We start from the raw sequence: 21,724 nt of genomic DNA, 5'->3' as shown, positions 1-21,724 counted from the left end.
TCTCTCCTTCACTTCATCTCTTTGCCTGAGATGGATTCCAACGGTTCGGCTTTCCCATAGTTCGTTACGATTCCAGATTCCGGCTTGACCCAATCAACGGCATTCTTAATTACTCGTTGAATCTCCGGATTATGGAAAGTAGGATATGTTTCATGACCTGGACGGAAATAGAAAATCCTCCCTTTTCCCCGCTGATACGTGCAGCCGCTTCTGAATACCTCCCCGCCTTCAAACCAACTGACGAATATTAATTGATCTGGTGCAGGAATATCAAAATGTTCCCCGTACATCTCTTCCTTCTCAAGCTCTATATATTCACCGATTCCATCAACGATAGGATGACTGGGATCGACAACCCAAAGCCGTTCCTTTTCATCCGCGACCCGCCATTTCAAATCGCAAGTCGTGCCCATAAGCCGTTTGAAGATTTTTGAAAAATGACCGGAATGAAGGACGATGAGACCCATGCCCTCGAGTACTCGCTTGTGGACCCTTGCTATGATTTCATCCTGAACTTCATCATGTGCAACATGCCCCCACCAAAGAAGTACATCGGTTCGTTCCAGTGCTTCTTCGGTTAATCCATGCTCTTCTTCATCGAGAGTAGCGGTCCTCACCTCGACTTGCTCACTTTGCAAAAAGCTAGCAATTGCACCATGGATACCATCTGGGTATACTTCGGCTACTTCAGGCTTTGTTTTCTCGTGGCGAAACTCATTCCATACCAGGACTCTCATGAACAACCTCCTCCATTCAAGAATCATTTCACAGCAAGCTGCTTTGCATGTTTAACTATTACCTCTTTATCCGTAACGCAAACGTTTGCGTTAGGTGTGATCAAAATATAAGAACATACTTATTGACTTCAGTAAGTATGAATTTTCAAAAAAAATAGTGATAATCTATATTGTAAATTTATGTTAGCAAAAATCAAGCTTTAATTGGTAAAACATTTCTACATTTTTCATTTAATTTCCTTTTCGGCAACAAAATGCGACTCCCGCTTTATGATTTTGGTAGGAATACTGATACTCTTTTCCATCATTTCCGGATTTGCAATTAGATCGAACACGCATTTTGCCGCCTCATACCCTAACTGGTACGTATGGATATCAACCGTTGTCAGCGGCGTACTTAAAAATTCTATGAATTCTGAGTGGTTAAAACAGACGACGCTTATTTGCTGTGGCACTTTCAAGTTCTTTTCAGCTAACACTCCAAGCAAGAGAACACCCAATAAAAGATCCATAACCAAAAATGCGGTTGGTGCCTCTTTCAATTCCACCAATTCGTCAATGGCCTTTATTCCATCCGTTCGATTTAAAGGAATCAATTTGATATATTCCTGCCGCACATCCAGCCCGGCCTGTTCCATCGCTTGTTGAAAACCTGTCAAGCGGTCCTGGATCACCTCAAACTCGGGACTGCCCCCTAAAAAGGCGATTCGCTCATGGCCAAGACTTATTACAAACTCCGATACTTCCCTGGCCGCCTGAACATTATCGTTATCAATGAACGTGATTCCGCTCATGTTCGTACTTGGCTTCCCGATCAAAACGAACGGGAAGCCCTGCTTTAATAAATACGGCACCACTTTATCGTCCTTTTTAGAGTACAAAACAATCATGCCATCCACTCTTCTGCCCTGAACCATTTTCACGACATCCTCAAAGATCGCATCCTCCGTCTCGCCGGTTGTCAGAGAAAGACTGTACCCTTCTTTATTACAGAAATCCCCGATGCCTCGGATCACTTCTGGAAAAAAGGGATTATAAAGTGATTCCCTTGCCGAACTTTTCATGACGATCCCAATGGCCTTAGTTGACTTCGTGACTAAGTTCCGGGCATTTTCATTCATATGATAGCCCATTTCCTTTAATACCTTGCGTACTTTACGCTTTGTCTTTTCACTGATTGTCGGGCTGTTATGGATTACACGCGATACCGTTGATGGAGCGACATTTGCTTTTTTGGCAACGTCTTTTATAGTAACAGACAAATTCATCAACACTCCCCGTTCACCGCACATGGTTTAATATTCCCTATATTTAAATAGTTATTTAACTGCTCCATCTGCAATTCCTTTGATAATTTGCCTCTGAGCAAAAAAGTACGCAATGATGACTGGAATGATGGATAAAGTAAGTCCAGCCAAGGCAAGATGCCATTGCTTCGTATATTGACCGAAAAAGAAGAATAATTTAAGTGGGATGGTCTCCGATCCTGCACCGCCAATAACAAGGGATGGCAGCAAATAGTCGTTCCATATCCAAATGACATTTAAGATCCCAACTGTAATGGACATCGGTTTTAATAATGGAAATATGATATACCAAAATACTTGAAAGCGGTTTGCACCATCAATCTTTGCTGCCTCATCAAGTGAGAGGGGAATCCCTTTTAAAGTACCATGATAAAGGAATATGGAAAGACTGCAGCCAAAACCTAAATACATGAAAATCAGTCCGGCCTTGTTCAACATCCCCAGCTGTCCGAATTGGGCAACGAGCGGTATCATCACAGACTGAAACGGGATCAGCATTGCTGCTACAAACACAAAGAAAAGCAGGGAACTTATTTTACTTTTGTTTCGGGAAAGAGCGTATGCTGCCATCGCAGAAAAGATGATGATGATGACTACGCTGACGCCCGATATCAATAAAGAATTGAATAAAGTCCGGAGGAAATCCAATTGCTCGAAAGCTTGAGTGAAGTTTTCGAATGTCCAGGTTTCAGGCAGTCCCAGTGTATCGGCAAATATATCCCGTTTCATTTTAAAAGCATTGACAAGCATTAAATAAAACGGAGTGAGCCATAATATGGCCAAAATGAATCCGATGAATCCAATCAGCCACAATTTCCATTTTCCCCTCATTACAGCTCAACCTCCCTTTTTTTATTGAAATAGACTTGTGTCAGCGAAACGACCGCCACGATTACGAAAAAGATAACGGCTTTTGCCTGTGCATATGCCATATCGTTTTCGGTGAAGGCGGATTTTACAATGTTCATCGCAACCATTTCAGTTGAATTATAGGGAGCTCCATTCGTCAAAGAAAGATTTTGATCATAGATCTTGAACGAGTGGGAAAGCGTCAAAAACAAACTGACGGTAAAAGCAGGTGCCACTAGTGGAAAAGTTATATGGCGAAAACGCTGGAAGCTGTTCGCTCCGTCAATTTTTGCCGCTTCTATCAAGTCTTCAGGAACAGCCTGCAGATAGGCAATATAAATGATCATGATATATCCGGCCATCTGCCAAGACGTTAAAATGATCAATCCCCAAAAACCTGTATCTGTCGTTGATAACCATCCATTAAATGCTTCGATCCCAGTCAAATCACCAATCGCACCGAAGACCTTAATAAAAATGAACTGCCAAATAAAGCCGAGAATCAAGCCGCCAATTAAATTGGGCATAAAGAAAACTGTCCGCAATATGTTGCTTGATTTAATTTTCGAAGTCACGATGAGGGCCAAACTTAATCCGATGATATTGATAACTACAATTGCCGCTACGGAAAATTTAATGGTGAACCAAAATGTATCAAGGAACCCTTTATCCGTAAACAAGTCCATATAATTCTTAAGACCAATGAAATCCGGAGTCCCTAAACCGTTCCAGTTCGTAAAGGAATAATAAAATCCGTAGATGAGCGGCACGATCACAACCAAAATGAGTGCAGCAAGAACAGGTGTCAAAAACAGCCAATATGCGGCATCCCGATTTCTCAACGAAACCGACCTCCTTGAAATGATTTAATAGTTAATGGGTTTAGATCATGACTGTGTTATTTGATGAATCCCTTGTTGAGGTAAATTCCCTCAGCGGCTTTTCTATAATAAGGAACAACCAATCGACACATTTTTCATGCCGATTGGTCACTTGCATTTCCCAACACTTATTTGCTATGAATCTTCTCCCAATTTTCAATGTTCTGTTGGACAAGTTCCTCCCAAGTCAATTTACCAGTTACGTATTTTTGGACACTTGCACCAAGATCATCATTCCAACCGACCGGATATCCATTGAACACCCACCCAATCGTATTTCCTTCTTGGGAGTATTTATAAATTTCTTTTGAAATTGGATCGGAAATTTTTTCTACATCATATCCTTCATAAGCAGGAATGAATTTAAAATCTTCCAAAACGGCTTTTTTCCCTGCTTCGGATGTATACATCCAGTCGAGGAACTTCTTCGCTGCTTCCTGTACCTTTTCATCCGATTTCTTGTTCACTGCCCAATAGTTCGGTACACCGACCGGCATGCCTGCATTGTCTCCATTTGGAATCGGGATGATGCCAATTCCCTTTTCAGCTAACTCAGGGTCCATATCATAGACTGTGTTATACACCCAGTTACCTTGCTGAATGATCGCAACCTTTTCAAGCGAGAACAACTCCTCCACTTGTTGGGAGTAATCAAGACTTGCTGTCGGCTGGACGGAATACTCATTTTGGATATCGACCAATTGTTTAAACTTGTCACCATCCGTGAATTTAACCGTTGGTGCCTTACTTGCTTCTAACACATTCCCATCAAACTCCGGTGATAAGAATACATTGGATAAATGGTTTCCTGTCACCCACTTCTCTTTTACCGGATATGCGAACACTGCATCGATTTTCAATTTGTCTTTTTGTGAATCGATTTTCTTAACTGCCGCTTCTAAGGCTTCATAACTTGTAATTTCATCAGGATTAACTCCGGCTTCTTTAAATATCCGTTTGTTATAAATCAAGCCGTATCCTTCCTGGTTAAATGGAAGTCCAAGGACTTGCCCGTCCTCTTCCACGCCATCCAAAGTACCGTCAAGCGCTGCAGCAGCAGCCTTCGTGTCCTTTAAATCTGTTAATCTATCTTTATATTGTGCGACATCTACCGGTCCGCCAATGTTAAAAACCGCTGGCTCCTCACCTGAAGCGAACTTTGCCGTTATGGCAGATTTATAATCATTTCCGCCCCCGACTGTCGATACCTTGATCTTCACATTTGGATTTTCTTTTTCATATTGTTTTGCCAATGTCTCGAATTGCGACTTGAATTCTACCTTGAATTGAAATATATCGAGCGTCACGACATCCTTTGAGTCGCTGTTTCCGCCAGTTGAAGAAGAGCATCCAGCCAAAAACACACTAAAAATTAATAAAACAGTAAGAATTCCTCCGTACCATTTTTTACGCCTCATGCCTACCCACTCTCCCTTTTTCTCATAATATTCATGCAATTTTAAGAAAACGTTTGCATAAAATTAGTAAAATAAAAACCATTCATTCTATAAAATTCATAGTCTAGCGTACTTCTTTTACATCACCTCCTCACAAAAAAATGTTGCAAACGTTTACATTTATGCGCTTTATATTACCACCAAATTCCATACTTTACAATAAAATTGTAGTATATTGTAAAAAAAGGATGTTAAGAACTCTCTTAATCTAATTATATGATTCAGAAACCTTTGATTATTCCTTTATCCGATTATTTATTGTACGGGCCATTTTCATTCCTGGCATTATACGAAAAAAAGGGAAACCCGTCGGTCCCCTCTTTTCATTTCAATATCATCTTCACATTGGAAGGACCGTATTCATCCTTCAATTCATAATATTTATCGCTTGCTTGTCCAAATTCCTTAAACACACCGCTAATGATCAATTCATCCGTTTCCTTATCAACGACACTGTACTTGATATTGCTTTTCCCAAACTTTCTGTCATCCACTTTTAAAAGGATCATCTTGCACACCTCCACATTTAATGGCTGCACTCCTCAGGGTGTGTGGTTTCTTACTTACATAATATAACAAATTATTCTGAATTTACAGATTTTTTGCAATGCAAAATAAAAAAGCCTATTAGGCCTTTTCATTTCGCTTATACCTTATTATCATCAGGACTTCGAGATATCCAGGAATCCTTCACCAAAGACGTCCCGAACGTCATGTATGGCTATAAAAGCATTGCTATCCGTTGACTGCACTATTCTCTTTAACTTTAGCACCTCTTGCTTACTTATAACGATATATAAAATATCCTTGGATGCCTTTGTATAGTATCCATGGCCGCTAAAAACAGTGACACCCCGGTCCATCAATTCGGTTACTTGCTTTGCAATCTGGTCCGCTTCTTTTGAAATGATGGTAATCGCCTTTTTCGGGTTCAATCCCTCAATGATGAATTCCATCGTTTTTGTTCCAATATAAAGCATAAGGATAGTGAGCATCAGACCTTCTGCACCAATGATGAAATAAGATGAGAACGCAACGATTAAATCGAAAAACAGAAGTCCATAGCTTAAGCTCCATCCCAAATACTTATTCGTAATTCGGGCCAGGATCGTCGTACCGGCAGTAGTGCCCCCAACACGAATGATCATGCCAATTCCTGCACCGGCAAAAACCCCGCCAAATATCGCATTGATGACCAATTCATCTGAAGATATCGTCCAACTTTCGGTTAAATGAAGGAAAAGTGAATTAAATGCAACGGCTACGATTGTATATACCGTTGTTAATTTCGACAAAAATTTATAACCGACAATGAGCAGGAAAGCGTTAATGATCAAACTTAACAGCCCTGGTGACCATTCAAAAAGATAAAACAAAATGATCGTTATCCCCGTGACTCCTCCCTCACCAAGCTCATTGGGAATGACGAAAAGATTTATTGCCAAAGCGAAAATAAAAGCTCCTATTAATATAAAGAAAACATCCAAAGAAATCTTTTTCATATTTATACCCTTCCTTTATGTAATGGTTAATGTGAATTCTGTTAAATTTCACTGCTCTATAGTAACATGGAATTCCATTTAATCCTTCAAAGATTTGAAGGTTTAACAAAAAGACTACCTTGGAAATTAGATTATCTTCAATGAACGAGCTTAATACATACAAAGTCACTATTTTCACTAAGCTTTTTTATACTTAGCTTAACAAAGCCGCTGCCCGATTCTCCTTAAATGTTCCTGGCTTGGATCAACCCTTGATTTCTCCGAGATTAATGGATTATTAATTTATTATCATGCTCCTTTTCAAAGCTTGACAGTTTCATTGAGTCATGATTAGAATGTTTTATATGTCAACCTATATTAATTTTAGTTGACATATAAAAAGGAGAATGGCCATGCACAGTGAAAAACAATTACCTGGTTGGGAAGAAAAAATAAAAAAAGAACTGGCTCATTTAGAAGAGATTTCGCAAAAGCGTGAACTCGTATCAACCGTATGCGCCGAGCAGCCTTGGCTTACAATCAACGGGTGCAGGATGCTTAATTTAGCTTCTAATAACTATTTAGGATATGCAGGAGATGAGCGGCTGAAAAAGGCAATGGTTGATGCAGTACATACATATGGTGCAGGAGCAACGGCTTCACGTTTAATTGTTGGCAATCATCCTCTTTACGAGCAGGCGGAACAAGCTCTTGTCAATTGGAAGAAAGCCGAAGCAGGACTCATCATCAACAGTGGCTATAACGCGAACCTTGGAATAATCTCCACCTTGCTGTCCCGTAACGATATTATTTATAGCGATAAATTGAATCATGCAAGCATTGTCGATGGAGCTCTTTTAAGCCGTGCAAAGCATATACGCTATCGTCATAATGATTTAGATCATTTAGAAGCATTTTTGAAAAAATCACCGATTGAAGCACGTAAATTAATCGTGACGGATACGGTCTTCAGTATGGATGGTGACTTCGCTTTTCTTGAAGACCTTGTTCGGTTAAAGGAACGTTATAACGCACTGTTAATGACAGATGAAGCACACGGAAGCGGTATCTACGGTAAAAATGGTGAAGGCTATGCCGGTCATCTTCATCTTCAAAATAAAATAGATATCCAAATGGGTACATTCAGTAAAGCGCTCGGTTCATTCGGGGCCTATGTTGTCGGGAAAAAATGGCTCATCGACTATTTAAAAAATCGCATGCGCGGATTCATATATTCAACTGCACTTCCCCCGGCCATACTCGGTGCTATAAAAACAGCGATTGAACTTGTGCAGCAAGAACCAGAACGCCGCTCACTGCTCCAAACACACTCAGAACACTTTAGACAAGAACTCACATATTACGGGTTTAATATTTGCGGAAGCCGATCACAAATTGTTCCTATCGTCATCGGGGAAAACGAAAAAGCGATGGAATTTGCTGCACGTTTGCAGAAAGAAGGAATTGCAGCTATTGCAGTCAGGCCGCCGACCGTTCCTGAAAATGAAGCGAGAATCCGGTTTACCGTAACAGCTCTCCACGATAAAAAGGATCTTGATTGGGCAATTCAAAAAGTTTCAATCATTGGAAAAGAAATGGGTGTTGTTGAATGAAACAGCCGAATTTAGTCGTGCTTCCTGGCTGGGGAATGGAAAAAGAGGCGTTTCAACCGTTAATCCAACCGCTGTCAGAACTATTTCACCTTTCATTTATAGATTGGAGAGATATGAAAGTACTAACTGACTTTGAAGAACGAGTCATAGAAACAATCACTTCCCTCGATGGTCCTGTTTATTTACTGAGCTGGTCATTAGGATCACTAGTATCACTTGAACTTTCAAGTTCGTTTCGAGAAAAAATAAACGGTTTTATCCTTTTTGGCGCAACTAGTCGGTTCACCACAGGAGAAAATTATTCATTTGGCTGGGATCCACGAATGGTCGAGCGCATGAAGAAACAACTGCAGCGCAATAAAGAGAAGACTTTGACTTCTTTCTATGAAGCGATGTTTTCCGATGCTGAAAAAGAAGCAGGTTTTTATCATCAATTCATCAAGACAATTCAACGCGAGTTTCATGGAGATGATGTGTTTTCGCTTCTGATTGGTCTGGATTATTTACTTCAGAAAGATGCTAGAGCAAGACTCGACCGGATTGAAGCCCCCTTTATATTGCTTCATGGGAGGGAAGACAAAATTTGTCCACTTGAAGCCTCCTCCTTCATTAAAGAAAATCTGGGTGGGAAAGCCGAGCTTCATATTATTGAAGGCGCTGGTCATATTCCATTTTTCACAAAACCACAGGAATGTATGGAGCATATAAAAACATTTATTCAAAAGGAGTACGTTCATGATAGATAAACGATTGTTAAGCAAGCGGTTCAGTGAACACGCGAAAACATATGATGCGTATGCCAATGTTCAAAAAAACATGGCAAAACAATTAGTGGATTTGCTTCCTCAAAAAAACACCAATCATAGAATCAATATTCTTGAAATTGGCTGCGGCACTGGTTACTTAACCAGGTTACTCGTCAAAACATTCCCTAATGCCGCCATTACGGCTGTTGATATTGCACCAGGAATGGTTGAAGTTGCGAAAGGAATGACAAAGGAAGACCGTGTTACATTTTTATGTACGGATATCGAAGAAATGGCGCTAAATGAAAATTACGACTTGATTATTTCCAATGCAACGTTTCAATGGCTGAATGATCTTCCTGCAACCCTTGAAAAACTGTGTACACGATTAACGGCTGAAGGAAGCCTGATATTTTCAACGTTCGGAATAGATACATTTCAAGAGCTTCATAGGTCATATGAACATGCGAAAGAAAGGCTTCAACTTTCCATGGATAGTTCACCAGGCCAAATGTTTTACACTCTAGAAGAATTATCCCAGATTTGTGAAGCAGCAATGCCCTATTCATCAGCAGTTCCAATCGAGATTACAAAAAAAGAAAAGCTTGAACTGGAGTACTTTCAGACAGTACGTGAATTTTTCACTTCAATTAAAAAGATCGGTGCTGCTAACAGCAACAAAGAAAACTACTGCCAGCGCCCTTCCTTTTTTCGAGAGTTAATCGACATATACGACTCAGAATACCGAAATGAATCAGGTGTGAAAGCAACCTATCACTGCTTGTTTTTTAACATAAAAAAACATGATTAATCCGAAGATAACCATCTGGGATACAAGCAAAATATTATACATAATTGCAAATCGTTTATATAAAGTAACGACTAGTATTCCAATCGCCTACTGTCGATTAACCAGGTTCCCCTTCAAGCAATTCAGGCCGCCGCCACTCCTAATTCCTTGGGAGAGGCAGCGGCCTTTTACGTATAACTTCATCCAAATACCTTGCCATCTGTAATATTGACCACTCGATCACATAAATCTAACATTCTTTCATCGTGCGTTACCATGATGGCCGCTTTATTTCTTGATTTCACCTCATGTGCAAGCATTTCAACAACATCCCTGCCTCTTTTGGAATCAAGACTTGCGGTTGGTTCATCCGCTAAAATGATTTCTGGATCATTCATCAGAGAACGGGCGATGGCTACACGCTGCCGCTCACCTCCCGACAGTGCTTCTGGCAGGTGATCAGCCCGATGTCCAAGTCCAAGGTGGCTAAGCAATTCGTCCGCTTTTTTCACAGTTTTTTTATCTCGCTTGCCAATCAGTTCAGAAAGTAGCAGAAGCTGATCTCGTACGGTGAGATATGGCACAAGATTCGACGATTGGAATACAAATCCGATCTTTTCAAGGCGAACCCTAGTCAATTCCTTTGGTGTTAGTGTTGTTATATCTTCATCATTCAGCAGCAAGCGGCCTTCGCTCGGAGATAGTAACGCTCCCGCTATTGAAAGAAAAGTACTTTTTCCTGAGCCTGAAGGACCCACGATGGCGACGAATTCCCCCGCTCTCACATTCAGGGAAATATTATCAAGGGCTATCACCTTATTATCGCCTTCCCCATAAGTCTTACTGACGTTTTCAAATAATAGTTTATCCCTCATCATGATACCTTCCCTATTGCTTCGATTGCATCTATCTTCGCTACTCGGTATAGAGATAGCAGCGAACCCAATACGGATACAACCAAAAGTAATACGGAATATTTAATGACCAAATCGGTACTCAATACGAATGGCATTCCTTCTGGCATGATTAAAGTGACGCCATATGTCAGTGCAACACTGATGGCTATGCATGTCACGGCAAGCAGCATTACTTGACCAACGATACTTTTTGCCAGGTAACCCGTATTGGCCCCGAGTGCTTTAAGGACTCCAAATTGATTCGTCTTCTGCAACGTAATCACATAAAAGAATACAGCCAAAACGAATGCTGCAATGACAAACAAGAAGGCAATCATCATCGTCAATGTACCCTGTTCCTCTTTGAACCCTGGTATACTCTGAAGTGATTCTTCTTTCGAAATGAGCGTTACTCCTTCAGGCAATGATTCACGTACATTCTCTTCTGCCTTCGAATCCATTTGCACGGCTATTGCGCTGATTGAGTCTTTTCCTTGACTTTTCAATCCAGGATTAATCTCCTGCCACCCCTTAACATTCATGTAAACTGCCGGTGAATGGCTATAAGACTGCTTTTCAGTAAAACCAACAATGGTGAAAACCTTACCTGATAGGTCATCTTTAAGTGAATCACCCAATTTATAACCCACTTCTTTTAAAGAACGATCTGCAACGACTTCACCTTGTTTCTTATTGTCATAGCTCGTTCCTTCTATGACCTTCGGTGCTAGTATCCCACTGGCATCGGTCGCAAAAATGGTGACATCCGTTTTCTCAGATGATCCGATTTTATTCAATGTGATCATCATTTGCCCCAGACCTTCGGCTGCTTTAACATCCGATAAAGCCCGGATTTCATCTAGCTTTTCCATGGATATGATGGATCGGTTCAATTTATTTTTAGAGTCATGCTCCATAACGAAATAGTCGGCTTTCATGTTTTGTATGGATGAAGCATTATCTGATGAAAGTCCATTAGCTAATCCTGAAATGATAAAAACAAGCAAAGCGACCAATACCATGATCAGTCCAATCAGCAGATAACGTAACTTTGAATGCTTTAGTTCACGTATTGCCAAAAACATCATTTCATCTCCCTTTTCTTTTGTTTACCAATCAAGTCCTGCTTCAATCGGTATGACTCGATTGTAAACAATCAATATGAATGGAAGATGAACAACTGATTACATAAGGGGCAGCCGTATATAAAAAGTGGTCCCTTTACCAAGTTCGCTTTGAACTTCGATCGTTCCTCCATGAAGATCAACCGTCTTCTTCGTAATCGAAAGTCCTAATCCGCTGCCTGTTTCACTCCTATTCCTCCCTTTGTCGACTTTATAAAAGCGATCAAGGATATAAGGGAGGTCTTCTTCTGGAATTCCCATGCCCGTATCCGCGATCATCACTTCAACAGTACTGCCTATTCTTTTAATCCGAATATTGATCGAACTGCCGCTTTCCGAGTATTTAATGCTATTGGTTATCAAATTCGTCCAAACTTGATTTAAAAGTTTCTCATCTGCAGAAATGACAGTTGACGGCAAATCCATTTCGATCACCATATCTTTTTCCCGCCAACTCCATTCCAGCATGAACAACACCTGCCGGATTTGCTGCGCTAAATCAAAATTTGACCGTTGCAGCGGATCATCTACTTTATCCAACGAAGCAAGCATGAGCAGCTGTTTGCTTAACGACGACATGCGCCTGCTTTCTTTTTCAATGATGGACAAGTACTGATTTCTTTGTTCTTTTGTTAATTCCTCCGATTGAAGGGTTTGAGAAAAACCTTGGATGGATGCAAGCGGAGATTGAATTTCATGAGATACATTCGATACGAACTCCTGCCTCATATCATCTAACCGCTGTATGCTTTGAGTCATTTTCGAGAAATGCTGTGCCAAGTCCCCTATTTCATCTCTTCGGGAGACATTCAATTCACTACTATAATCCCCATCGGCGATTCTTTTTGTAGCTTCCGTTAATTTCGTAATCGGCTTCACGATGAAACGCGTATTAATGATCACAAATAAAAAACTAAGAAGTAGCGTCAGTACGAGCAAAACCGCTAGGAAAAAGCGAAATTCACCAAACTGCAGCTCTATATTCGGCCTTACAAACAATGCATGCTTTTCGCCATTTACGTTTAACGGGACCCCAATGCTATTAATTAAAACATCTTCAAAAAAACCGGTAATAAATAACCCATTATTATAATTGGCGATCCCTTGATAGGTATTTCCATTCAAAACTCCGGAAATCGTGTCGCGATCCAAACTCGTTTCCCGAAACGGCTCACCATATAAAGTTCCTTCACCCTGCTCATTAAATAGATACATTTGATAGTGCAAACCTGCAATATGATTTAAATACCCATCAATATCCTGATCAGGATTCTCCTCATATAAGGAGACGATCTCACTTGCGACTTTGCTTATCTTCTCACCATTGTTGGGTTTTTGAACCTGATGATAATAGACATTGGAAATTAAAAAAGCGATGACACTGGCTAGCACCATGATCAAAATGGTTTGAATAACTATCCTGAAATAAAGTGTTTTCACTTCTTGTTGACCTCCAGTTTATAACCTAAGCCACGGACAGTCGTTATGACAAAGTCATCGGTCCGCCCGGCAAAACGTTCCCTCAACCGTTTAATATGGACATCAACCGTTCGATCATCCCCTTCAAAATCAGCACCCCACACCAGTTCAATAAGCTGCTCACGCGTAAAGACCTGATCAGGAAAACTCCCCAGCTGAGCCAGCAGCTCAAATTCCTTAAGCGGCAGGAGCAGCGTATTCCCCCTTATTCGCACTTCGTAACTTTTACGGTCAATCACAGTTTGATTCAATGAGATGGATTCAGAATTCACCATACGGTACCTTCGCAATAGCGCTTTTATCCGAAATAAAAGTTCCCTTGGCTCAAACGGCTTTACTAGGTAATCATCCGTACCTGCAAAGTACCCCTTTTCCTTATCGATAAGTTGATCTTTAGCTGTCAATAAAATGACGGGCAGATCATATTGATCCCGGATTTCCTTACAAAGATCCAGTCCGTTTTTATACGGCATCATAATATCGACAACAGCCAGATGGATCCGTTCCTTCTCCAGTAACAAGGAAGCTTCATTACCGTCCTTCGCTTCCGATACCATGTACCCTTCCTTTTCCAAGTGGAATTTAAGCAACTCCCGAATATGCCGATCATCATCCGCAATTAAAATATGTATCAAAGAAACCACATCTCCACTTCTTTTATAGGCTCTGGCTAAACATACAATAGCAATAATTAAACCTGTAAAACAACAAATACTAATTCATTTTCCGGCCCTTATAAATTAGTTTTCCAATAATTTCGATTCATATTGAAATGCATTTTTTAAAGTTTCATTACTTAATAAGTGATTTTCCCATTCCCCAATAAATGAACTTACTGTCTTTGTTGGGAGTATTTTTTTGAACTACCTGCTATACTACTACTAGATAAAAGTAAGACATTAAACATATGGATGATTCATTAATAGTAATTGAATTTCATTTTAAGGATGAGAGAATATAATGTCACCAAAAATAAAATCGTCAAGAAAAATAGCTAGATATTCACTAATTATCATGGGGGCGGGTTATATTGCAACCACTCCATTTCAAGGTACGTTGCCGCTGGATTTATTACATGGAGGGTTTGAGGCTGGTTTAGTCGGCGGATTGGCAGATTGGTTTGCAGTCACTGCATTATTCCGCCATCCGCTTGGATTACCAATCCCCCATACAGCCCTTTTGCCGAACAATCGTAAAAGAATGACAAATGCACTTGTTTCGATGTTAAAAAACGACTGGCTTTCTAAGGAAAGTATTCAGGACAAAGTAAAACATATTCCTTTTACTGAAAAATTGATCCCTATTTTAGTAAAAGAGATTCAAAGTGATACTTTTAGAAAGGTCCTGATTAAACTGATCAAGCAAATGATTGGTTATATAGATATAGAAAAGATTACACCTTTCGTTGCAAAAAAAATTAAAACATCACTTTCTAACATAGACATGAGCAAGATTCTACATTTAGTAAGTTCACAGTTACTTAACGAAGAGTTTGATAAGAAGGCTTTGGATCATGTTTTGAAAAAAGCTGAAGATTGGTTAGGAAAAAAACAAACTAGTCAGCGACTTGGCACTGTTTCCATGGATGTACTAAGCAAGATTGAACTGGAAGGTATGCTTCAGTTTGCCGTTAAATCCATTCAGAGCCTACTTAATGAAGAGAAACTTGGGAATATCATCCAAAACCTGTTATTAAGTGTCGTAAATAATTTACAAAACGAGGAAGAACCAAATAGAGAGGCTTTAATCTTATATATCCGGAAAGAGATACAAGGCATTAACCATAACCGGGAACTGTTGGAAGGAGTTGAAAAATGGAAAAATCAACTTCTGACAAAATGGGAGCCTGAGGCGACAATAACGGGAAGTCTACAACAAATTCAACAAGAAGCATTGGATTTCGTCGAAGATGAACATTTCATGGATACTTATCTGACTCCAATGATTCATCACGTACTGGACAACATAAAAGAAAATAGCACCCACATCGATAATTGGATACAGAAACAAATTACTGTTCTCATTGAAAAAAATCATACGCAGATCGGCAATCTTGTACAAGAAAACTTAGATAAGCTAGACAATGAAACGCTGATTGATATGATGGAAAATGGTGTAGGAAAAGACTTACAATGGATTCGGGTGAACGGGGCGGTCTGTGGTTTTATCATAGGTATTATCCTAACAGGTGCACAGGCTCTGCTTAGGCTATTATAATCCAGGCACCTTCAGGCGATTTGGTAACGGCAGGATACTGTCGCTACCAAATCAACTGGGACTGATTCGTTACAATTAGTATGCCGTTAATATGCAGGGCCCTCTTTTTTTAAGGCTGTTTTCGCATACTTTGTTGCTATTTACCAAATAATGCGGTGTGGTTGATTTCCCCTCCAGATGCTCGCTTTCCACGGGGCGGGCGGTGAGCCTCCTCGGCGTGAACGCCTGTGGGGTCTCACCTGTCCCGCTGCTCCCGCAGGAGTCTCGCACTTCCGCTCCAATCAACCTTAAATCGTTTCGTTTTAAAAACAACAATCTTTACGAAAGAGCCTTTTTTAAACATAAAGCTAGCCAAGGTTTACAAGAAACACCTTGGCTAGCTTTTCCTTTTGTACAACATATTAATCAAAGCCCCACTTAAAGAAGGGCTTCAATTAACTAAGGCTTGAATTGCTGATCACTAAGCCAGCCATCAATATGATCTAAATTAAAAATCAGCAAATTATCGATGGGTCTGAGATGGGGTATCTTTTTATTTAATATTAGATCATTGATTTCCTCTTCGGTAATTGGATAATTTACCGACTCAAAGTAAATCATTAAACTTTTTATACCATAGGCTTTCCTCATTTAATCACCTCCCACCAAATTCTCCTTATTAAACATAAAGAAAACTTAGTGCTAGATATTAAATGAAAGACCGCTCAATACTATATACCCACTTATTGAAGGAATAATCGCTTTTACTTTATGTAGGCGCTTTAAATGAGGAAATTAATCTAACGAATAGGGCTCTCTCTCCTCGATTATCTCCACTTCGTCCCATTCCACAGATTTGGAGTACATATATTTATCGGTTCGTTCAAACCCCATCTTTTTAGCAAGTTCAGTGTTTGTTGTAGCCAACAATACTTTTCCAGTTTTTCTTTCTTCAGATGCTCGAAACATCTCTCTCTTATATATTGCCTTTGAATTTATCTTAAAGAAATTTCCTACCTCTTCTACAGAAACATTTTTTATATAAATATTTTCATCTAAATGTTTGAAACCTTGTGATAGATCAGCTGGTTTATGACTTATTAACCTTATAGACTTATCTTCCAGTAGACTAAAACTATACTCGCTACCATTATGCATTGCATACTTTCCTTTTCTTATCATAGGTTCCTCCATTTTGAGGTAAGTATTTATCATCAAAATTAAATTGCATTTCAGTCATCGGGAAACAATCATTTCAACTTATGTTAAAGTCTTTTATTAGCGGGAAATACTCTTGATAAAATTAAATGTCCCTTTTAAATTCTTTTAATAAAATATCTTTTATTCCATCTAATTCGTTATTACCAACGATTCTCTTGTCATAGTTATCATCCCAAATAAAATAATCAGATAAACCCACTCTAGGTTTATTTATATCATGATAGATGCTACTCAATTCCATCATAGTTTTACGATATTGCTCTTCTGATTCACAATCCAATAAGTAAACATCTATTAATTCAATTGAGGCTTTAGCTTTTCGTAATATATATTCTATATCATTCTTTTCTTTTGTTACTATTTTCACCAAACGAACATAAGCATCTTTAATAACTAATAAAGTTTGCTCCAAGTTTATCCCCCATACTACAGTCATTTTATTGGAACTTCATCCACCAAATCCTTTATTCCCAAAGGACTCTGAAACATATTTGATTTCACACCTGAATAGATTCCAGCTTGATAAGGTCGCTAGACCCTTATATATAGTAGTTTCTTTAGGAATTTTCATTGTATAAACTATCCAGCTTCATTATATAGTCTCTAACTTCTCCCCTTGGTATAACCTTCCTGCTTTCCGGTAAATCCTCAAATATTAATATTGGTTTTTTCACCTCAATAATCGATTCTATGTCGTCAAGAGGGACGTCCTTTTTAAAAACAAATTGCTCTTGCTTTTCGAATTCATAGCAGTCTACATCATTACTATCCATACTAAATAACGAAATCTCATTTTCATCCAAGGTATGCCTGCCCAATGAATATGGCTCAAACTCTTTACCTTTGTAAGCTACCAAAAACTTTAGTTCATAAACTAAATCAACTTCTTCTTTAGTCACATCCTTGATAAATAGATTTGTCTTATTCCCTGTTTGATCAACAAGTTCACGAAATCCTTGTTCAGGTTCATGGGTTCTTAGTCTTAACCTGTCGTTACGGATATTCAAGAGGTAATCCTTATGATTATATTTGGCATACTTCATCTTTCGCTTCACCTCGTCTAACTTGATCTCATTTAATATTTTATAATGTCACTTGTATTGAAGAATGAATATTAATTCAGAAGTTCCAAAACTGTTTTATAAAAGTATTCACATGCATCATCTTCTGTATCAAATTTCTAAATTTGATTTCAACCCACGTTCACTATAATAGACTTCCAAAATATTATCTCTTTTATTTAAGCAAAGTACCTCATTAGGTAGTCCACCATTAAGGCTATATAGTTTTTTTGGAACATTATCTTTAATTAATAATTTCTCCAATTCCAACTTTTTCAAATTAATTCCCTTCCCGTCTAATTATGTACATTTTCTTTTATGTACTTAACCTAAGAAATATATAATCCGAGTTATCTTCTTACACGATTCAGATATACACCTTTTTCTTTTTATCTTTGAAAATATAGTATGCTGATTCCTGCATCACATGACCTTGGATCATACCATTGCGTAATCTTACCCCATTCAAATACATTTTCAGACAATATACCTTCTGGATACCCAATTTGCTCTGTAAGCCATTCGCCATGCTGCGAAAGTTTTTCTTCATAGTCCCATTGGTTAATGGATGGATCACTAACTTTTAAACGTATTCCTTGTATTATGTTTTTTTCGAAAGAAATTCTAACAGAAAATTTTTTGCTTCCCAATTGTATAGGCCTTAAAGATCCAACTGTTGCTGCTTCATCAGACTGCCTTTTCCTAACCTCAAAATTAGGATTTGTTACAAATGACTTCTCCAAAAAATCCAAATTTGTATCTTGTTTTACTTCAATTCCCTCTATTGTCAATATTCCATTATTCAAGTTATTCATTATCGAATCCCCATTTCAAAAATAAATCAACATTACCTATCGCTTCCATATGTTCAGCTTTAGTTAATTTGAAATTGTTTAGTAACACTAGGAGCCTCTTTTTTCTATATATATGTTTTATTGATTTATATATAAACTAATCTAATGAAAACGGTTTTCGTTCTTCTATTATTTCAACTTCATCTAAATTTACATTTTTAGAATAAAGATATTTATCTGTACGTTCAAATCCATACTTTTCGGCGAGTTTTAAATGAGGAGTTAATAGAAGAATTTTTCCATTCTCGCCATTAGAAGCTCCAAACAACTCTCCTTTATATTTTGCAAAAGAATGAATTAAAAATAGCTTTTCTACTTCATTTAAGGAAATAACTTTTGTATAAATATTATCTTTATAATGGATAAGTCCATAGTTCATGTCTTCCTTATTATTGCTTATTAGTTCTATAAAGCCTTTGCTTTCAGATTCTATGAATCTATACTCTTTTCCATTATAGATCGTATACTCACCTTTTCTTATCATTTTCCCACTCCATTATTTAGTTTTCCATCTCGCGAATAACTTCGCTTCCTGATAACATTGCATAAACTGGACTCTGGTCATAAAAACCCCCTATAAACACATCTACTTCGTGTTTCTTCAATTCTCATTGTATCAGTACTTTTGCCATATCTGAACGCCATAATCGTGATGTATTCAATACGATAACATAGCTCACTTGGTTATATGACATATCTGACAGTAGTTCTTGTAGTCCTTCACGTTCAACCGTTAATCCATTTTCATCAACAGTTGCCCTGCTCAGTCCTCTATCCTCGTATATATGCAATAGTTGTAGTTCGTTTTCGTTACAGTACCGTTCATTTTCATCTATCTGATACGCTAAGCTGTATCCGTCACGTACTTGTCCTTCTGTTGAAACTCGTACATAACCAACTACTTTCTCTCTCATATTGAGTTCCCTCCCGTTACAGCAATTACAGTCCCTGTAACGTTTACCCGTTTTTTGCGGATAACGTGTTCGTAACGTAAATCCGTTAAAACGTACTGTACGATGACTTCAAAAAATAATACAACCCTTAATTTTTATATCGTTTTTTCTCTAGTAGTGTCGTACACTGTATAAAGCCAATTACAGTGTATAAATTTAACACTTAGTGCACTTATAAAATTATACGTGTACCTACTTGTTTCTAAATCAAAACGCAAAAAAGCACTCGTTGCCATAAGTGACAATCAAGTGCTTTAAGTTTGTATATTTTCTAAGTTTCTATGTTCGTTTTAAGTTTGTAAGTTTCATTGCATTGTAAAAACAGTATGACAGCTTTTGTGTCTCGTGACAAGTAATACCTTTAAAACGTACGAGCTTGTGTGCATTCGTTAGTTTACTATACATTCCATGTCTTTGTACCCGCCATACAATAAAATGTCATCTCGCCTAAGCTCGTGTGTCTTATTTTATCTTGTCGAGATATGGGGGTGCAAACACTAGCTTATGATGGTACAACCATCATAGAGTCGATTCTTCAAAATGCCCTTTTCTTTTTTTGTACACTTCAAATATGCTTTGGTTTTCAATTACCTGTACATGTTTTGCTACAAGTTCGGTCATTCCTGTATGCAAAATATAAATTGAATAATAAGTGGTGTTTTTACACTTTCCCATCTAATGCAAATTTTAATTATTAATTCTGTTATGTCTACTTAATATTAACTCATAAAGAAAATCAAATGCTTCATTTTCACTAGCAATTTCTTTAATTATATAGTGACCTCCTCTCTCTCTTGTTTTATAAACTTTCCACACTCCTTGATCATGTGCACAACCTATTACTAACGACTCATCTGTTATAGTATCTAGTACCAAAATATATTCACCAATATTTAATTTTTCAGCTTCATATCTATTTAAGAACTCTTGTTTTGTCACATCTAACCCTCCTAATATTTAGGTATAACTCCTATAATCCCTAGCATCTCACCATTTAATGGCGTTACAATTTGTTCTGCTCCACCATTCATTAACTTCTCACCTGTAGAGCTACTAGTCCAGGAAGCAGCAGTACCTTTCACTCCGTAAGTAGTATCTGTATTTCCAATAACTTTTTGTACTCTATCTTGGAAATCGTCATAATAAGCCTTAAAATCAGCAAATTCCGAATCAGAAATTGCTGTTCTTCCATTGGCCACTACAATTCGATTTAACTCTTCAAGATTTCCACTTTTGACTGCATCAATAGATTCAAAATAAGATTCATTATTAAAATTCCCAACGTGCCTTGCAGCAGGGTTCTCTATATACGGTATTGCACGTTGATCATATGTGTATGGAATACCATTATGAGGCAAAGTGGTGAAATTCTCTCCACCTTTTCCACCTACTCTATCCCATCTTTCTGGTAACGGACTATTTCTATCAATTGGCTGGATGGATTCTTCTACAAACCCCATTTTATCTGGCCAATCCACAATCATTCTACCATTTCGACCAAACCCTTCTGGACGAAGGAATTTTGTGCCTTTAACAACAGTAACATCACCTTTTACTTCTAATGCGGCATATGCTTCGTGAATCTTTACAAGCTTCTGTTCACTCGTTAAATCATCTCGTTTTCCAATATTATTGATACTATTAAAATACTCCCCAACATTCTTAAACTTAAGATCATCCGTACCCTTAGAAATCTTCTCCCCTGAAACACCCTCTACTTTGCTATCCTTCACCGTAAACTTCTGATAGGCTTCCTTAATTGTCTGCTTTTCCATCACAACTTGGGGAAGGCTAGGTCCTCCTGCGTGGGAGATTTGTTCCATACTTATCCGTTTAGGAATTTCTTTTTCACCTACTTCTTCACCTATATTTTTAAAATCATTTAGTATTTCCAAACTACCTGCTTACTATCATAGTTTTCATACAAAGAATTATACTGTCAATTTCATCAAAAAACCTTGAATGGCTTTAGCCACTCAAGGTTTCATTTTCGATAATCTTAAATATATTACCACGGCATGCAATGGTTTTGCTGCTTTGGTTAAGTAGTCTGGCATCCAAATTATATGAATCGCCTAT

24 protein-coding genes and 1 pseudogene are annotated in these 21,724 nt (G+C 38.3%); 4 read left to right on the top strand and 21 right to left on the bottom strand.

Annotated features, from left to right (window positions below):
* Window positions 1-8 precede the first annotated feature (8 nt).
* The 7 genes from ACIQZD_RS20135 to ACIQZD_RS20105 all read right to left on the bottom strand — a co-directional run bounded on the left by ACIQZD_RS20135 (window position 9) and on the right by ACIQZD_RS20105 (window position 6,733).
* The gene (locus tag ACIQZD_RS20135; protein ID WP_402905811.1) at window positions 9-737 is read right to left on the bottom strand and encodes a ThuA domain-containing protein; all 729 of its coding nucleotides are present in this window, start codon (window positions 735-737) and stop codon (window positions 9-11) included.
* A 227-nt stretch (window positions 738-964) separates the two neighbouring features.
* The gene (locus ACIQZD_RS20130; protein ID WP_402906247.1) at window positions 965-1,999 is read right to left on the bottom strand and encodes a LacI family DNA-binding transcriptional regulator; all 1,035 of its coding nucleotides are present in this window, start codon (window positions 1,997-1,999) and stop codon (window positions 965-967) included.
* Window positions 2,000-2,056: 57 nt separating this feature from the next.
* Window positions 2,057-2,875, bottom strand: a complete 819-nt coding sequence (locus ACIQZD_RS20125) for a carbohydrate ABC transporter permease (RefSeq protein ID WP_101224962.1) — start codon at window positions 2,873-2,875, stop codon at window positions 2,057-2,059.
* A complete protein-coding gene (locus tag ACIQZD_RS20120) occupies window positions 2,875-3,735 on the bottom strand; it encodes a carbohydrate ABC transporter permease (protein WP_076370709.1) in 861 nt (286 codons plus the stop codon). The genes ACIQZD_RS20125 and ACIQZD_RS20120 overlap by 1 nt, the downstream gene beginning before the upstream one ends.
* 167 nt (window positions 3,736-3,902) lie before the next feature.
* On the bottom strand, window positions 3,903-5,192 hold the full coding sequence (locus ACIQZD_RS20115; protein WP_402905809.1) for an ABC transporter substrate-binding protein: 1,290 nt from the start codon (window positions 5,190-5,192) through the stop codon (window positions 3,903-3,905).
* Window positions 5,193-5,554: 362 nt separating this feature from the next.
* Window positions 5,555-5,740, bottom strand: coding sequence for a hypothetical protein (locus ACIQZD_RS20110; RefSeq protein WP_402905807.1), 186 nt, complete (start codon window positions 5,738-5,740; stop codon window positions 5,555-5,557).
* A 153-nt stretch (window positions 5,741-5,893) separates the two neighbouring features.
* A complete protein-coding gene (locus ACIQZD_RS20105; RefSeq protein ID WP_101224964.1) occupies window positions 5,894-6,733 on the bottom strand; it encodes a YitT family protein in 840 nt (279 codons plus the stop codon).
* Between the two features lie 392 nt (window positions 6,734-7,125).
* Here ACIQZD_RS20105 and bioF point away from each other — a divergent pair, with 392 nt between their 5' ends.
* Genes bioF through bioC form a run of 3 tightly spaced genes read left to right on the top strand, consistent with a single transcriptional unit; the run spans window position 7,126 to window position 9,882 of the window.
* Complete coding sequence (gene bioF, locus ACIQZD_RS20100) at window positions 7,126-8,325, top strand: 8-amino-7-oxononanoate synthase (RefSeq protein WP_402905804.1); 1,200 nt, start codon at window positions 7,126-7,128, stop codon at window positions 8,323-8,325.
* Window positions 8,322-9,071 carry an alpha/beta fold hydrolase gene (locus ACIQZD_RS20095; protein ID WP_402905802.1) on the top strand — a complete coding sequence of 250 codons (750 nt, stop codon included), beginning with the start codon at window positions 8,322-8,324 and terminating at the stop codon, window positions 9,069-9,071. The genes bioF and ACIQZD_RS20095 overlap by 4 nt, the downstream gene beginning before the upstream one ends.
* The gene (gene bioC / locus ACIQZD_RS20090) at window positions 9,061-9,882 is read left to right on the top strand and encodes a malonyl-ACP O-methyltransferase BioC (protein WP_402905800.1); all 822 of its coding nucleotides are present in this window, start codon (window positions 9,061-9,063) and stop codon (window positions 9,880-9,882) included. Before ACIQZD_RS20095 ends, bioC begins: the two co-directional genes overlap by 11 nt.
* A gap of 179 nt (window positions 9,883-10,061) precedes the next feature.
* Here the strand turns inward: bioC and ACIQZD_RS20085 are convergent, their stop codons facing one another.
* The 4 genes from ACIQZD_RS20085 to ACIQZD_RS20070 form a co-directional block, all read right to left on the bottom strand.
* The gene (locus ACIQZD_RS20085; protein ID WP_402905798.1) at window positions 10,062-10,739 is read right to left on the bottom strand and encodes an ABC transporter ATP-binding protein; all 678 of its coding nucleotides are present in this window, start codon (window positions 10,737-10,739) and stop codon (window positions 10,062-10,064) included.
* Complete coding sequence (locus ACIQZD_RS20080; RefSeq protein ID WP_402905796.1) at window positions 10,736-11,842, bottom strand: ABC transporter permease; 1,107 nt, start codon at window positions 11,840-11,842, stop codon at window positions 10,736-10,738. Before ACIQZD_RS20080 ends, ACIQZD_RS20085 begins: the two co-directional genes overlap by 4 nt.
* Before the next feature lie 99 nt (window positions 11,843-11,941).
* Complete coding sequence (locus tag ACIQZD_RS20075) at window positions 11,942-13,321, bottom strand: sensor histidine kinase (protein ID WP_402905794.1); 1,380 nt, start codon at window positions 13,319-13,321, stop codon at window positions 11,942-11,944.
* Window positions 13,318-13,995 (bottom strand): response regulator transcription factor, encoded by a 678-nt coding sequence (locus tag ACIQZD_RS20070; protein WP_402905792.1) that lies wholly within the window; start codon window positions 13,993-13,995, stop codon window positions 13,318-13,320. Before ACIQZD_RS20070 ends, ACIQZD_RS20075 begins: the two co-directional genes overlap by 4 nt.
* Window positions 13,996-14,320: 325 nt before the next feature.
* Here ACIQZD_RS20070 and ACIQZD_RS20065 point away from each other — a divergent pair, with 325 nt between their 5' ends.
* Window positions 14,321-15,577, top strand: coding sequence for a DUF445 domain-containing protein (locus ACIQZD_RS20065; protein WP_402905790.1), 1,257 nt, complete (start codon window positions 14,321-14,323; stop codon window positions 15,575-15,577).
* Window positions 15,578-16,015: 438 nt separating this feature from the next.
* Here ACIQZD_RS20065 and ACIQZD_RS20060 read toward each other — a convergent pair whose 3' ends face one another.
* From ACIQZD_RS20060 to ACIQZD_RS20015, 10 genes and pseudogenes are all read right to left on the bottom strand, one after another.
* Complete coding sequence (locus ACIQZD_RS20060) at window positions 16,016-16,207, bottom strand: hypothetical protein (RefSeq protein ID WP_402905788.1); 192 nt, start codon at window positions 16,205-16,207, stop codon at window positions 16,016-16,018.
* 144 nt (window positions 16,208-16,351) lie between these two features.
* Complete coding sequence (locus tag ACIQZD_RS20055) at window positions 16,352-16,738, bottom strand: hypothetical protein (RefSeq protein WP_402905786.1); 387 nt, start codon at window positions 16,736-16,738, stop codon at window positions 16,352-16,354.
* A gap of 121 nt (window positions 16,739-16,859) precedes the next feature.
* On the bottom strand, window positions 16,860-17,189 hold the full coding sequence (locus ACIQZD_RS20050; RefSeq protein ID WP_402905784.1) for a hypothetical protein: 330 nt from the start codon (window positions 17,187-17,189) through the stop codon (window positions 16,860-16,862).
* 145 nt (window positions 17,190-17,334) lie between these two features.
* Window positions 17,335-17,820: a hypothetical protein gene (locus tag ACIQZD_RS20045; RefSeq protein WP_402905782.1), complete on the bottom strand. Its 486-nt coding sequence runs from the start codon at window positions 17,818-17,820 to the stop codon at window positions 17,335-17,337.
* 129 nt (window positions 17,821-17,949) lie between these two features.
* Window positions 17,950-18,117, bottom strand: coding sequence for a hypothetical protein (locus ACIQZD_RS20040; RefSeq protein ID WP_402905780.1), 168 nt, complete (start codon window positions 18,115-18,117; stop codon window positions 17,950-17,952).
* Between the two features lie 110 nt (window positions 18,118-18,227).
* Window positions 18,228-18,653: a hypothetical protein gene (locus ACIQZD_RS20035; protein ID WP_402905778.1), complete on the bottom strand. Its 426-nt coding sequence runs from the start codon at window positions 18,651-18,653 to the stop codon at window positions 18,228-18,230.
* A gap of 136 nt (window positions 18,654-18,789) precedes the next feature.
* The gene (locus ACIQZD_RS20030) at window positions 18,790-19,176 is read right to left on the bottom strand and encodes a hypothetical protein (RefSeq protein WP_402905776.1); all 387 of its coding nucleotides are present in this window, start codon (window positions 19,174-19,176) and stop codon (window positions 18,790-18,792) included.
* A gap of 127 nt (window positions 19,177-19,303) precedes the next feature.
* Window positions 19,304-19,606, bottom strand: a pseudogene (locus tag ACIQZD_RS20025) (recombinase family protein); the annotation flags it as partial.
* 726 nt (window positions 19,607-20,332) lie between these two features.
* Window positions 20,333-20,584: a hypothetical protein gene (locus tag ACIQZD_RS20020; protein ID WP_402905774.1), complete on the bottom strand. Its 252-nt coding sequence runs from the start codon at window positions 20,582-20,584 to the stop codon at window positions 20,333-20,335.
* A gap of 11 nt (window positions 20,585-20,595) precedes the next feature.
* Entirely contained in the window at window positions 20,596-21,540 is a 945-nt protein-coding gene (locus ACIQZD_RS20015; RefSeq protein ID WP_402905772.1) for a hypothetical protein, read from the bottom strand.
* Window positions 21,541-21,724: the final 184 nt, after the last annotated feature.

It is taken from the genome of Peribacillus sp. NPDC096447 (assembly GCF_044762725.1).
Taxonomy (GTDB): Bacteria; Bacillota; Bacilli; order Bacillales; family DSM-1321; genus Peribacillus.
Note: the sequence above shows the minus strand (reverse complement) of the source record. Positions and strands in the feature narration are given on the sequence as shown.